Origin of the sequence: Streptomyces sp. NPDC058000, assembly GCF_042886435.1 — a bacterium.
Taxonomy (GTDB): Bacteria; Actinomycetota; Actinomycetes; order Streptomycetales; family Streptomycetaceae; genus Streptomyces.
Genome location: NZ_JBHVQS010000023.1, coordinates 115,760 through 129,209 on the forward strand (window position 1 = coordinate 115,760; position 13,450 = coordinate 129,209).

General features: G+C 72.9%; 11 protein-coding genes. 7 read left to right on the top strand and 4 right to left on the bottom strand.

What is annotated here, in order from left to right; translation table 11 throughout:
* The first annotated feature begins 246 nt into the window (after window positions 1–246).
* From ACFVT2_RS22860 to rarD, 4 genes are all read left to right on the top strand, one after another.
* Window positions 247–2,199, top strand: coding sequence for a 2-oxoacid:acceptor oxidoreductase subunit alpha (locus ACFVT2_RS22860; protein WP_390020708.1), 1,953 nt, complete (start codon window positions 247–249; stop codon window positions 2,197–2,199).
* Complete coding sequence (locus ACFVT2_RS22865; protein WP_390020711.1) at window positions 2,192–3,286, top strand: 2-oxoacid:ferredoxin oxidoreductase subunit beta; 1,095 nt, start codon at window positions 2,192–2,194, stop codon at window positions 3,284–3,286. Before ACFVT2_RS22860 ends, ACFVT2_RS22865 begins: the two co-directional genes overlap by 8 nt.
* Before the next feature lie 253 nt (window positions 3,287–3,539).
* Window positions 3,540–4,427: an SDR family oxidoreductase gene (locus ACFVT2_RS22870; protein WP_390020714.1), complete on the top strand. Its 888-nt coding sequence runs from the start codon at window positions 3,540–3,542 to the stop codon at window positions 4,425–4,427.
* A 176-nt stretch (window positions 4,428–4,603) separates the two neighbouring features.
* Window positions 4,604–5,626 (top strand): EamA family transporter RarD, encoded by a 1,023-nt coding sequence (gene rarD / locus ACFVT2_RS22875; RefSeq protein WP_390020717.1) that lies wholly within the window; start codon window positions 4,604–4,606, stop codon window positions 5,624–5,626.
* Here rarD and ACFVT2_RS22880 read toward each other — a convergent pair.
* The 4 genes from ACFVT2_RS22880 to ACFVT2_RS22895 form a co-directional block, all read right to left on the bottom strand.
* Window positions 5,616–6,509 carry an ABC transporter permease gene (locus ACFVT2_RS22880; RefSeq protein WP_390020720.1) on the bottom strand — a complete coding sequence of 298 codons (894 nt, stop codon included), beginning with the start codon at window positions 6,507–6,509 and terminating at the stop codon, window positions 5,616–5,618. The genes rarD and ACFVT2_RS22880 overlap by 11 nt on opposite strands.
* Window positions 6,496–7,551 (bottom strand): ATP-binding cassette domain-containing protein, encoded by a 1,056-nt coding sequence (locus tag ACFVT2_RS22885; protein ID WP_390020723.1) that lies wholly within the window; start codon window positions 7,549–7,551, stop codon window positions 6,496–6,498. The genes ACFVT2_RS22880 and ACFVT2_RS22885 overlap by 14 nt, the downstream gene beginning before the upstream one ends.
* A 125-nt stretch (window positions 7,552–7,676) precedes the next feature.
* Window positions 7,677–8,933, bottom strand: a complete 1,257-nt coding sequence (locus ACFVT2_RS22890) for an outer membrane lipoprotein carrier protein LolA (protein WP_390020726.1) — start codon at window positions 8,931–8,933, stop codon at window positions 7,677–7,679.
* A 306-nt stretch (window positions 8,934–9,239) separates the two neighbouring features.
* Window positions 9,240–10,253 carry a polyprenyl synthetase family protein gene (locus ACFVT2_RS22895; RefSeq protein ID WP_390020729.1) on the bottom strand — a complete coding sequence of 338 codons (1,014 nt, stop codon included), beginning with the start codon at window positions 10,251–10,253 and terminating at the stop codon, window positions 9,240–9,242.
* A 729-nt stretch (window positions 10,254–10,982) separates the two neighbouring features.
* On the opposite strand from ACFVT2_RS22895, the gene fahA reads away from it, so the two are divergent.
* The 3 genes from fahA (at window position 10,983) to ACFVT2_RS22910 (ending at window position 13,422) form a co-directional block, all read left to right on the top strand.
* Window positions 10,983–12,212: a fumarylacetoacetase gene (gene fahA / locus ACFVT2_RS22900; protein ID WP_390020732.1), complete on the top strand. Its 1,230-nt coding sequence runs from the start codon at window positions 10,983–10,985 to the stop codon at window positions 12,210–12,212.
* Entirely contained in the window at window positions 12,209–12,856 is a 648-nt protein-coding gene (locus ACFVT2_RS22905; RefSeq protein ID WP_390020735.1) for a GPP34 family phosphoprotein, read from the top strand. Before fahA ends, ACFVT2_RS22905 begins: the two co-directional genes overlap by 4 nt.
* 77 nt (window positions 12,857–12,933) lie before the next feature.
* Window positions 12,934–13,422, top strand: coding sequence for a hypothetical protein (locus ACFVT2_RS22910; protein ID WP_390020738.1), 489 nt, complete (start codon window positions 12,934–12,936; stop codon window positions 13,420–13,422).
* Window positions 13,423–13,450 lie beyond the last annotated feature (28 nt).

A 13,450-nucleotide genomic window follows, 5' to 3' on the forward strand; every position in this document is an offset into this window, starting at 1 on the left:
CCTAGAACCATGGCCCTAGCACCAATGGACGAGGCCAGTGCGGCATGGAGACAGGGGTGACGGGGGCAGTGATTCGATGACAAACCAGTACAGAACGGTGTCTCATCCGGGCGTCCACGATGTGGCCAGCCCAGGGAAGGGCACCCTTACCCAAGTACGATGGTTATGGGACAACCGGTCGGTACGACCCGTCCTACGCCCTGCGTCCGGCGGGGATGCCGCACCCCTTGAGGGAGGTCCGAAGCAGTGACCAGCCAGGTCAGTAGCACAGCCGAACAGGCCGACGGAGCGCTAGTCGGGGAACAGCGCACGTCCGGCGACGGCGGCCCGGGCAAGGAAGTCCGGCGCCTGGACCGGGTGATCATCCGGTTCGCCGGCGACTCCGGTGACGGTATGCAGCTCACCGGTGACCGTTTCACGTCCGAGACGGCGTCGTTCGGCAACGACCTGTCGACGCTGCCGAACTTCCCCGCCGAGATCCGGGCCCCCGCCGGAACCCTCCCGGGCGTCTCCAGCTTCCAGCTGCACTTCGCCGACCACGACATCCTCACCCCCGGCGACGCACCGAACGTCCTGGTGGCGATGAACCCCGCCGCCCTGAAGGCGAACATCGGCGACGTGCCGCGCGGCGCGGAGATCATCGTCAACACCGACGAGTTCACCAAGCGCCCGATGGCGAAGGTCGGCTACGAGACCAACCCGCTGGAGGACGGCTCGCTGTCGGCGTACCACGTCCACCCGGTGCCGCTGACGACGCTGACCATCGAGGCGCTCAAGGAGTTCGGGCTCTCCCGCAAGGAGGCCGAGCGCAGCAAGAACATGTTCGCGCTGGGCCTGCTGTCGTGGATGTACCACCGGCCGACCGAGGGCACCGAGAAGTTCCTGCGGGCCAAGTTCGCGAAGAAGCCGAACATCGCCGAGGCGAACGTCACCGCCTTCAGGGCCGGCTGGAACTTCGGCGAGACCACCGAGGACTTCGCCACGTCCTACGAGGTCGCACCGGCCACCGCCGCCTTCCCGACCGGCACCTACCGCAACATCTCCGGCAACCTCGCGCTGTCCTACGGCCTGATCGCCGCCGCGCGCCAGGCCGATCTGCCGCTGTACCTCGGCTCGTACCCGATCACCCCGGCCTCCGACATCCTGCACGAGCTGTCCAAGCACAAGAACTTCGGCGTGCGGACGTTCCAGGCGGAGGACGAGATCGCCGGCATCGGCGCGGCGCTGGGCGCGGCGTTCGGCGGCTCGCTGGCGGTGACCACCACCTCGGGCCCCGGCGTGGCACTGAAGTCGGAGACCATCGGCCTCGCGGTCAGCCTCGAACTCCCGCTGCTGATCGTGGACATCCAGCGCGGCGGCCCGTCGACCGGCCTGCCCACCAAGACCGAGCAGGCCGACCTGCTCCAGGCGATGTACGGCCGCAACGGCGAGGCCCCGGTGCCGATCGTGGCGCCCAAGACGCCCGCCGACTGCTTCGACGCGGCGCTGGACGCGGCCCGGATCGCGCTCACCTACCGCACCCCGGTCTTCCTGCTCTCCGACGGCTACCTGGCCAACGGCTCGGAGCCCTGGCGGATCCCCGAGGTCGACCAACTCCCCGACCTGCGCGTGCAGTTCGCCACCGGCCCCAACCACCGGCTGGCGGACGGCACCGAGGTGTTCTGGCCGTACAAGCGCGACCCGGAGAGCCTGGCCCGGCCGTGGGCCATCCCCGGTACGCCCGGCCTGGAGCACCGCATCGGCGGCATCGAGAAGCAGGACGGCACCGGCAACATCTCCTACGACCCCGCCAACCACGACTTCATGGTCCGCACCCGCCAGGCGAAGGTGGACGGCATCGACGTCCCCGACGTCGAGGTCGACGACCCGGCGGACGAGACCGGCGAGGGCGCGCGCACCCTCGTCCTGGGCTGGGGTTCCACGTACGGGCCGATCACCGCTGCGGTCCGGCGGGTCCGGGGCGCGGGGCAGCGCATCGCCCAGGCGCACCTGCGGCACCTCAACCCCTTCCCGGGGAATCTCGGCGAGGTCCTCGCGCGTTACGACAAGGTGATCGTGCCGGAGATGAACCTCGGCCAGCTCGCCACCCTGCTGCGCGCCAGGTACCTCGTCGACGCGCGTTCGCACACCCAGGTCAGCGGGATGCCGTTCAAGGCCGAGCAGCTCGCGGAGGCCCTTAAGGAGGCCATCAATGACTGACACGGTCTCGGAGTCGCCCGCCCAGATCGAGGCGCTCTCCCTGGTGCCCAAGGCCACGGCGAAGCAGTCCATGAAGGACTTCAAGTCGGACCAGGAAGTGCGCTGGTGCCCCGGCTGCGGTGACTACGCCGTCCTCGCCGCCGTCCAGGGCTTCATGCCGGAGCTGGGCCTCGCCAAGGAGAACATCGTCTTCGTCTCCGGCATCGGCTGCTCCTCCCGCTTCCCGTACTACATGAACACCTACGGGATGCACTCCATCCACGGCCGCGCCCCGGCCATCGCCACCGGGCTCGCGTCCTCGCGCCGCGACCTGTCGGTCTGGGTGGTCACCGGTGACGGCGACGCGCTGTCCATCGGCGGCAACCACCTCATCCACGCCCTGCGACGGAACGTCAACCTCAAGATCCTGCTGTTCAACAACCGGATCTACGGGCTGACCAAGGGCCAGTACAGCCCCACCTCCGAGGTCGGCAAGATCACCAAGTCGACGCCGATGGGCTCGCTGGACGCGCCGTTCAACCCGGTCTCGCTGGCGCTCGGCGCCGAGGCGACCTTCGTGGCCCGCACCGTCGACTCCGACCGCAAGCACCTCACCTCGGTGCTGCGCGCGGCCGCCGACCACCCGGGCACCGCGCTGGTGGAGATCTACCAGAACTGCAACATCTTCAACGACGGCGCCTTCGAGGTCCTCAAGGACAAGGAGCAGGCCCAGGAAGCGGTGATCCGGCTGGAGCACGGGCAGCCGATCCGGTTCGGTGCCCCGGCGCCGGACGGCCTCGGCTCCAAGGGCGTGGTCCGCGACCCGGTCACCGGCGACCTCAAGGTCATCGACGTCACCGAGGAGGGCTCGGACGGGGTCCTGGTGCACGACGCGCACAACCCCTCCCCCACCACGGCGTTCGCCCTCTCCCGGCTCGCCGACCCCGACACCCTGCACCGCACCCCGATCGGTGTGCTGCGCAGCGTCGAGCGGCCGGTCTACGACACGCTGATGTCCGAGCAGTTGGACACCGCCGTCGAGCAGAAGGGCAAGGGCGACCTGGGGGCCCTGCTGGCCGGCAACGACACCTGGACGGTCGTCGGCTAGGACCTGGTCGGTCCCGGGCCGGCGGTCCGACCGAACCTTCCGCGGGTGTCCGCGGGGAGCGCAAAGGCGTTCTCCGCGGGCACCCGCTCGGTTTTTCCGGCCCCGGGAGCGGGCTCGGCCCCGTAGCGGGCTCGGCCCGGAAGCAGGCGCAGCCCTGGAGCGGGCGCGGCCCGGACCCTTCTGCGGACGGGGCGCGAATGCCATGCTGGCGGCCTTCCCGACCGATCCAACAGACCGCCAGGGGGTACAGGGCATGAGCATCGTCGTCACCGGCGCCACGGGTGCGCTCGGCCGGCTCGTCATCGCAGCGCTCCTGGAGCGCACCTCACCGGACGGCATCGTCGCCCTCGCCCGCGACCGGGGCCGGGCCGCGGACCTCGCGGCCCGGGGCGTCGAGGTCCGCACCGCCGACTACGGCCGCCCCGACACGCTCCGGGGCGCGTTCGCGGCCGGCGACCGGGTGCTGTTCATCTCCGGCAACGAGGCCGGGCGGCGGCTGCCCCAGCACCGGGCCGTCGTCGACGCCGCCCGGGAAGCCGGTGTGGCGCTGCTCGCCTACACCAGCGTGCTGGGCGGGCCGGCCGCCACCTTCGCCATCGCCGAGGAGCACGTCGGCACCGAACAGGCCCTGCTGGCCTCCGGGGTGCCGTACTGCCTGCTGCGCAACGGCTGGTACCACGAGAACTACACCGGGGCGCTGGCCACCACCCTGAAGGCCGGCGCGGTCCTCGGCAGCGCGGACGGTGGCCGGGTGGCCAGCGCGGCGCGTCGGGACTACGCCGAGGCGGCCGCCGTGGTGCTCACCGGCGGCGGCCCGGACCCGGCCGGGCACACCAACGCGGTGTACGAGCTGAGCGGGGACACCGCCTGGACGATGGCCGAGTACGCGGCCGAGGTGTCCCGGCAGACCGGCCGGGAGATCCCCTACCGCGACCTGCCGGCGGAGCAGTACGTGGCGCTGATGACCGGGGCGGGGGTGCCGGCGGCCGCCGCGGAGCTGGTCGCCGACGCGGATGCCGGGATCGCCCGCGGGGAGTTGGCGGCCACCCCCGGCGACCTCGCCCGGCTGACCGGTCGGCCGACCACCCCGCTCGCCGCGGCGGTCGCGGAAGCGCTGAAGGAGCTTCCGGACAGCGTCTGAGCGGACGGTGAGCGGCGGGGTGGGCGCACCAGGCGGAGCCCGGCACACCCGTCCCCCCACCCGCCGCTCCCGGCACTTCACGCCCCTGTCATGACCGTCACGCCAGACGGACATGACAGGAAGGGCGGACGGCGCTACCTTGCACAGGATCGACCCCGCACGACCAGGAGCACCCCTTGCCCTCTCGAACCGACCAACGCGCCGGCCTCGCGTACGGCCTCGCCGCGTACACCATGTGGGGCCTGCTGCCGCTGTACTGGCATCTGTTGGACGCCGCCGCGCCGTCCGAGATCCTGGCCCACCGCATGGTGTGGTCGCTGCCGGTCGCGCTGATCATCCTGGCCGCGCTGCGCCGCTGGTCCTGGATACGCCCGCTGCTGCGGCAACCCAGGAAGCTGGGGCTGATCCTGATCAGCGCCGTGGTGATCTCGCTGAACTGGTTCCTCTACATCTGGGCGGTCAACAGCGGGCACGTGCTCGAAGCCTCGCTGGGGTACTTCATCAACCCGCTGGTGAGCATCGCGTTCGGGGTGTTGGTGCTGCGCGAGCGGCTGCGGCCGCTCCAGTGGGCCGCGGTCGGCGTCGGCACCCTGGCCGTCGTGGTGATGACCATCGCCTACGGCCGGATGCCGTGGATCGCGCTCGGGCTGGCCCTGTCGTTCGCCACCTACGGGCTGGCGAAGAAGGGCATCAAGCTCGACGGCATCGAGGGCTTCAGCGCCGAGACCGCCCTCCAAGCGCTGCCGGCAGTGGGCTATCTCGTCTTCCTCGGGGTCCGCGGGGAATCCGTCTTCGTCTCCGGCGGGACCGGGCAGGCGCTGCTGCTCGCGGCGTGCGGCATCGCGACCGCGGTGCCGCTGATCTGCTTCGGCGCCTCGGCGGTGCGGCTGCCGCTGACCACGATCGGGATGCTCCAGTACCTGGCGCCGACCTTCCAGTTCCTGCTGGGGCTGACGGTCTTCGGCGAGCAGATGCCGCCGGAGCGCTGGGCCGGCTTCGCCCTGGTGTGGGCGGCGCTCGCGATGCTGACCTGGGACGCGCTGCGGACCGTCCGGCGGGCGCGCGCCGCGCTGGCCGCCGCCGGGGCGCGGGCCCGCGAGGTGGCCGCGGCCGAGGCGGCGCAGGTCGGGCGTGCCGCCGCGGACTCGACCGCCACGGAGCCGGGCCCGGAGGCCACGCCCGACCCCGTCACGCGGTGATGTCGCGGGTGGTGAACCGCGCCCAGGCCACCGAGCCGAACACCGCCGCGTAGAGCGCCTGGAGGCCCAGGTCCCGCTGGATCCCGTCCCAGTAGACCGGGTCGCGGAGCAGGTCCGCGAAGGACAGCCAGTAGTGCGGGAAGAGATACGGCTGGATGGCCTGGAGCTGCGGTATGCCGTCCAGGATCTGGGCGGTGAGCACCAGGCCGACCGTCGTGGCCATGGCGGCGATGCCGCTGTCGGTGAGCGTGGAGACGAACAGCCCGAGGGCCGCCACCCCGAGCAGGGAGAGCGCCACCACCCCCGCGATGGCCAGCGCCCGCAGCAGCCCCTCGCCGAGGGATATGGACGTCCCCGACAGCAGCGTCACCTTGCCCAGCGGGAACAGCAACGCGCCGGTGGCCAACGCGGACAGCGCCACGACCAGCGTGCCCGCCAGGCAGAACACCACCACCGTGACGAACTTGGCGAGCAGCAGGCGGCCGCGGCCGGCGGGGGCGACGAGGAGGTAACGCAGCGTCCCGGTGTGCGCCTCGCCGGCGACGGCGTCCCCGGCGATCACCCCGACCGCCATCGGCAGGAACACCGGCAACGTCACCGCGAGGGCGGTGAAGACCAGGAAGAGGCCGTTGCCGGCGATCCCGGCGAGGAACGCCGGCCCCCGGCCGTCGCCACCGCCGGACCGCCCGACCTGGATCCGGACGGCGACGCCGACCAGGACGGGCACCGCCGCCAGGACCGCCAGCAGCACCAGGGTGCGCCAGCGCCGGAAGGTGAGGGCGATCTCACTGCGCAGCAGGTCCGGCGACCACCGTGCCGACCGCGGCCGGGGCGCCCGCGGTGCCGTCCCGGCCGGCAGGGTCTGGCTCTCAGCCCGCGACATCGAATCCCTCCCCGGTGAGCCGGACGAAGACGTCCTCCAACGACGGCCGTTCGGTGCCGAAGGCCCGGACCCGGACCCCGGCGCGGACCAGTGCGGCATTCAGGTCCGCCGGGTCCGGCGGGCCCGGCGGGCCCGGCGTGGGCGCGCCGTCCGGCGGGGACGCACCGTCCGGCGGCGCCTCGGGGAGCTCGCCGGTGACCCGGTCGCCGTCGGCCCGCAGGCCGGTCAGTCCGTGCTCCTTCAGGACCCGGACCGCGTCGGCCGGATCGGGGGTGGTCACCGTCAGCCGGCCGTGGTTGCCCGGGCCGAGGACGGCGGTGGTGAGGCCGGCGACCGGGCCCTGGGTGACCAGGTGGCCCTGGGTCATCACGGCGGCGTGCGTGCAGACCTGCTCGATCTCGTCGAGGAGGTGGGAGGAGAGGAAGACGGTGGTGCCGTCCGCCGCCAGCTCCCGCACCAGGGTGCGGATCTCCCGCATGCCCTGCGGGTCCAGGCCGTTGGTCGGCTCGTCCAGCACCAGCAGCTCGCGGGGTTGGAGGAGGGCGGCGGCCAACCCCAGGCGCTGCTTCATGCCGAGGGAGTAGGCGCGTGCCTTCTTGCCGGCCGCGGCGGACAGTCCCACCCGCTCCAGCGCCGCACCGACCCGCCGGGTGCGGGTGCGGGGATCGGCGGCCGGGTCGGCGGCGTCGAACCGCCGCAGGTTGTCCCGACCGCTGAGGAAGCCGTAGAGCGCCGGCCCCTCGATGAGCGCCCCGACCCTGGGGAGCACCTCGCGGGCCGCGCCCGGCATCGGCCGGCCGAGCACCCGGGCGGTGCCGGCGGTCGGCTCGATCAGGCCCATCAGCATCCGGATGGTGGTGGTCTTGCCGGAGCCGTTGGGCCCGAGGAAGCCGAAGACGCTGCCGCGCGGCACGGCGAGGTCCAGCCCGTCGACGGCGGGCCGGCCGCCGCGATAGGTCTTGGTCAGCCCCTGGGTCTCGATCACCCGGGGCCCGTCGTGCGGTGCCGCGCGCCTCTCGTCCGCGGCGGGTGGTGGTGACACGGTCTCCCCAACTCCTCAGGTGCGGTGGCCCCTCGGGCCTCCGGCCGGGCGCGCGGACCGCGTACGGGCCGCACCGCTCTCCCGGACGGGAGATGCGGCGCGGCCCGACCGCTTGCCGTGGCCCGTTACTTCGCGGCGTCGGCCGCGGCTATCAGGGCCTGCTTGTCGACGGCGCCGACGTAGACCGTGCCGTCGTCGGTCATCAGGGCGTTGACCAGGCGGGTGCTGAAGACGTGCCCGGAGCCGAACGAGCCGGTCACCTTGGTGCCCAGGCTGTCCAGGAACTTCCCGGCGTCGCCCTTGGCGAGCTGGTCCTTGCCACCGGGGGCGCCGGCGCCCTTGAGGGTGGCGATGGACGTCCAACCCTTGCCGATGACGTTCAACCCGCCGAAGTCCTTCGGGCCCTTACGGCCCTTGAGGTCCTTGAGGTCCTTCCCCTTCCCGTGCTCGCGGGCGGCCTGCCCCGCGGCCTTGTCGCCGTTGACGACCTTGGCGCCCTTGGGCGGCGTGAAGGTGAAACTGTCCGCGGCCGGGCGGGCGAAGTCGACGCGGGTGTAGCCGACGTCGATCGCGGCCGGACCGCCGCTCTTCGGGGTGAGGGTGAACTTCAGCGGGACGCCGTTGGCGGCGTCCACCGCGACCCGGATCGAGCCGACCGTGGAGGCGGCCTGCTTGGGCTTGATGACGAGCTGGTACGCGTCCCGCCCGGCGACCTTGGCGGTGTCGCCGACCGTCACCGAGGTGGTGTCGCCGGCCGCCTCCAGGGCCGCCTTGGCGAGCTCCTGCGGGGTGGCGCTCTGAAGGCCCTTGGGGAGGCCCTCGGGCGCGCCGTGGTGCGCGCCGCGGTGGGTGTCCCGGGGGGCGGTGTGGTGCACGGCGCTGTTGCTGCCGCTGTCGTACGCCCAGACGTCCGCGCCGTTGTGGATGAGGGTGTAGTCGGCGGAGTTGCCGACGATCGACACCCGCTGCTTGTCGGGGCCGTCGACGGCGACCCGCAAGGTGTGCGTACCGGACGCCAGCTCGGTCAGCTTGCTCTGCGGCGACGCCGCACCGCCCGCGCCGCCGTGGCCCTGCTCGGCGCCGCCGAAGCCGCCAGCGCCCGTGCCACCCGGCAGGGTGGGCAGGCCGAGGTCCGTGGTGACCTGGACCGTGCCGGACAGCTGCTGGACATCGGACTTGGTGATCTTCGCTATCAGGTCCTGGGCGGAGATCTTCGGCAGGTCCGGAGAACCGGATCCGGCGAACGCCGGGACCAGCCCGATCGTCGCGGCCGCCACCCCCGCCACCGCGACCGGTACGGCGTAACGCACCGCTTTACGACGCTTCGCGGAGCGCTCCCCGTCCCATTCCCCGGTGACCTCAGTCGGTTCGTTCCGTGGCATCTGGCCTACCTCCGTCGTGTGCGGCGGTCCTGTGTCGTCCACTCGTCCACCCGCCGGGCCATGATGACCCGCCCCGCCGCCTTGTGGTGCTCTCCATCTCACCAAAAGTTGCGGCCCTTGGCGTCAACCCGCAGGGCCAACTCCGCGTACTGCTGAGGGATGACATCCGGTCACCATCCGGCCGAACCCGTACTCCGTCGGTCGCACCACCCAGCGGAAATGCCTTAGGGGAAGACCAGATGGGACGTCAGGGGCGAACGGGGAAACCCCGGGACTGCCGGCGCGGCGCGCACCTGCCCGCGGAGCTCAGCCCGCCCGGTGCACCACGGTGTCGCAGAGCTCTTCCAGGGCGGCCTTCGCCGTGCACGCCGGCAGCGGTGCCAGCGTCTCGCGGGCTTGTTCGGCGTAGCGCACGGTGTCCCGGCGGGCCTGCTCCAGGGCCGGGTGGGCGCGCAGTCCGGCCAGCGCCTCGGCGTGCCGGGCGTCGTCGGTGAGGTCGCCGGCCAGCAGCTCGCACAGCGCACGGTCCTCGGCGGTGCCGGCGCTGCTCTCGGCCAGCGCCCGCAGCCGCAGGACGGGCAGCGTCGCGATGCCCTCGCGCAGGTCCGTACCGGGCGTCTTGCCGGACTCGTGCGAGTCGCTGGCGATGTCCAGGACGTCGTCGGCCAGCTGGAAGGCGGTGCCCAGCCGTTCGCCGTACTGGGTGAGGATGTTGGCCGTCGACTCCTCGGCGCCCGACATCATGGCGCCGAAGCGGCAGGCCACGGCGACCAGCGAACCGGTCTTGCCCGCGAGGACGTCCAGATAGTGGTCGATGGGGTTGCGGCCGTCGCGCGGTCCCGCGGTCTCCAGGATCTGGCCGGTCACCAGGCGCTCGAACGCCTCGGCCTGGATCCGGACCGCCTCGGGCCCGAGGTCGGCGAGGATGTGCGAGGCGCGGGCGAAGAGGAAGTCACCGGTCAGCACCGCGACGGAGTTGCCCCAGCGGGCGTTGGCGCTGGCCACCCCGCGGCGCACGTCGGCCTCGTCCATCACGTCGTCGTGATAGAGCGTCGCCAGGTGCGTCAGCTCCACGACGACGGCGGAGGGCACCACGCCCGGGGTGTGCGGGTCACCGAACTGGGCGGCCAGCATCACCAGCAGCGGCCGGAACCGCTTGCCGCCCGCGCGCACGAGATGCTGCGCGGCCTCGGTGATGAACGGCACGTCGCTCTTGGTGGCCTCCAGCAGGCCCTCCTCGACAGCCGCCAACCCTGCCTGGACATCGGCCTCAAGAGCCTGGTCCCGCACGCTCAGCCCGAAGGGCCCGACGACGGTCACGAGGGGTACTCCTGTCTGCTGACGATCAAACTGAATGTCGATCTGTCGCTGTCTTCACCATTGGCCAGCGTATCCGGTCACGGTTGGATCACCGCGAGCGCCCGCCCCCCGAACCACTCGCCCAGCACAGAAGCCGTCGCGTGGGTACGTTTCCGAGCGCCGCCCGGCGCGGCTTTTCCGCGGAAGGAATGGGGCGGCAGAGGCGCGAGACGACTCAAGAGCCCCTGGCGTCACAGTGGTGACAGGTGGACCGGACACCGGCGGGGCGTCCGCACCCCGTGGGACGCACCTCGCCGTTCACTCTCTCCAGTAAGAGGGGAGCGACCGGTGCCCCCTTACCCGCTTACCCATCCCGGATGTCACGTCGACCACTCCTGGACGCCGCGCCCCCACCCTCCCCCGACCACCACGGCCACTTCGCCCACTTCCACCACCACAGTCACTCCCCCTACCAAAGGCACCACGCCCGAATTGCGCAGTACAGCAAGGTATTTCCCGGCTTCGGCGGTCCGCGGCGCCCCGGCCCGTCGCCCCGCCCGGCACTTCCCGGCCCCTGGACCGTCCGTTCCCGGCCGAGGACCACCCCACTGATCGCCACCGGCCGTACCCTGATCGACGGACCCACCGGTCCACGGGGCACCTTCCCCCAGGCTCTCCACGCGGTTCGAGCAGGGGACACCCCATCGGCCGGCCGCCCACCGGCGACGACGAACGCGAGGAGCAGTGTCCATGCCCGAGCAGAGCCCGTTCGATCTGGCGGAAGGCGACCCCTTCGGCCCGCACACCCTCCCCTACGGCGTCTTCAGTACCGCCGACGCGCCCGCCCTGCGCCGGCTCGGCGTCCGCTACGGCCGCCACGTCCTGGACCTGGGCGCCCTGCCGGACGCCCTGCCCGGCGTCGTCCCCGCGCCGCACGCCGCACTGCTCACCGCCGCCACCCTCAACCCGCTGCTGGCCGCCGGCCGCCCCGTGTGGCAGCAGGTCCACGCGGCCGTCCGCACCGCACTGACCGACCCCGCGCACCGCACCGCGGTGGCCCCGCTGCTGCGCCCGTTGGACGGCCTCACCCTCCACCTGCCCTTCGAGGTCGCCGACTACGTCGACTTCTACTCCAGCGAGCACCACGCGACCAACGTCGGCCGGATCTTCCGCCCCGACGGTGCCGCCCTGCCGCCCAACTGGAAGCACCTGCCGATCGGTTACCACGGCCGGGCCGGCACCGTTGTCGTCTCCGGCACCCCGGTGGTGCGCCCGCACGGCCAGCGCAAGACCCCGGCCGATGCCGCGCCGCTGTTCGGCCCGTCCACCCGCCTGGACATCGAGGCCGAGGTCGGCTTCGTCGTCGGCACGCCCTCCGCGCTCCACGCGCCGGTCGGCCTGGCCGCCTTCCGGGACCACGTCTTCGGCGTCTGCCTCGTCAACGACTGGTCCGCACGCGACATCCAGGCATGGGAGTACGTGCCGCTCGGCCCGTTCCTCGGCAAGTCCTTCGCGACCTCCGTCTCGGCCTGGATCACCCCGCTGGACGCCTTCGACGCGGCCCGCACGGCGCCGCCCACCCGGGACGTCCCGGCGCTGCCGTACCTGGACGACACCGCCGCCGAGCCGGGCGGCCTCGACCTGCGGATCGAGGTGCGGCTCAACGGCGAGGTGATCTCCCGCCCGCCGTTCGCCGCGATGTACTGGACGGCCGCCCAGCAGCTGGCCCACATGACCGTCAACGGCGCCTCGCTGCGCACCGGCGACCTCTACGCCTCCGGCACCGTCTCCGGGCCCGAACCCGACCAGCTCGGCTGCCTGCTGGAGCTCACCCAGGGCAAGGGCCCCTACCTCCAGGACGACGACGAGATCACCCTCACCGCCTGGGCGCCCGGCCCGGACGGTGCCCGAATCGGGCTCGGCGAGGTCACCGGCCGGGTGCTGCCCGCCCGGGAGTTCCCCGCGAGCGACCCGGCGTGACCCCCCGCCCGGCCCCTCCGCTCACCCTCCCCGAGGAGCTGCTGCTGCTCGGCCTCGACCCGGTCCGCGGCCGACCCCTGGTCACCCGCCCGTTCCTGCGGTACGGGCTGGCCGGGGCGGCCCTCGCGGACCTGGAGGCGGCCGGGCGGATCGTCGGGCAGGGGGGCCGGGTCGCGGTGGCCCGGCCGCTGCCGCTCGGCGACCCGGTGCTGGACGGGGCGCTCGCCGCGCTGCCCGGCCCGGACAAGAACCACAAGGGCGTCCGGGCCCAACGCTGGGTGCGCCGCACCGGCGGGACCCTCCACGAACTGTGCGTCCGCCAGCTGGAGGCACGGAGCGCGATACGGCGGGAGGCCCGGCGGGCGCTGGGCCTCTTCCCCTACGAGCGTTTCCCGACCGGGCCGGTGGATCTGGCCGGGCCGGCCCGGGCCCGTTTCAAGGCGGCACTGGACGCCGGCCTGCCGGACCCCCGCGCCCGGGCGCTCGCCGCCCTGGCCGCCGCCTGCGACCTGGACGGCAAGCTGCTGCCGGGCAACGGACATCGTGCGGCGCGCCGCGCGTTGCGGCGGCTGGCCCGCGCCGAGTGGCCGGCGCACGCGGTCGAGCGCGTCGTACGGGAGGACAAGTCCGCGGCGACCGGCTGACCGCGTCGCTCACCCGCCGGCCGCCCCGGCCCACTGCTAGCCTCACGTCTCCCTGTCCCACAACGGAGGAGACGTACGTGCGCAAGGCAGCGCAGTTCGCCGGGGCGGCCGCCATCGCCGCACTGCTGCTCAGCGGTTGCGGAAGCAGCGGCGGCAGCGGCAAGGACGCGAGCACCCCGAGCAAGACGCCGGAGGCCACCCCGACCGCCGCGGGCGGCGGCGACGGCAAGGCCGCGAACCCGACCGCCGTCGAGGGCGCCTGGAAGGGCGGCACGCCCGCCAGCCCGCTGGTCCTGGTGGTGGCCCAGGGCACCGTCGCGTTCAGCAACGGGCACAAGTCCGCGTGCATGGGCAAGGTCGAGAAGATGGCCGGGATGACCATGGCCGTCCTCAAGTGCACCGACGGCGACACCACCCGCACCATGGGCACCCTCAAGCCCGGCGCGGACGGCAAGACCCTGACCGTCCACTGGAAGGGCGGCCCGACCGACGAGTACACCAAGACCGACGACGGCAGCGTCAAGATCCCGGACCTGCCCAAGCTGCCGGATCTGCCCAAGAGCTGACCGCGGCCCCGTACCGCAGCGCAACGGC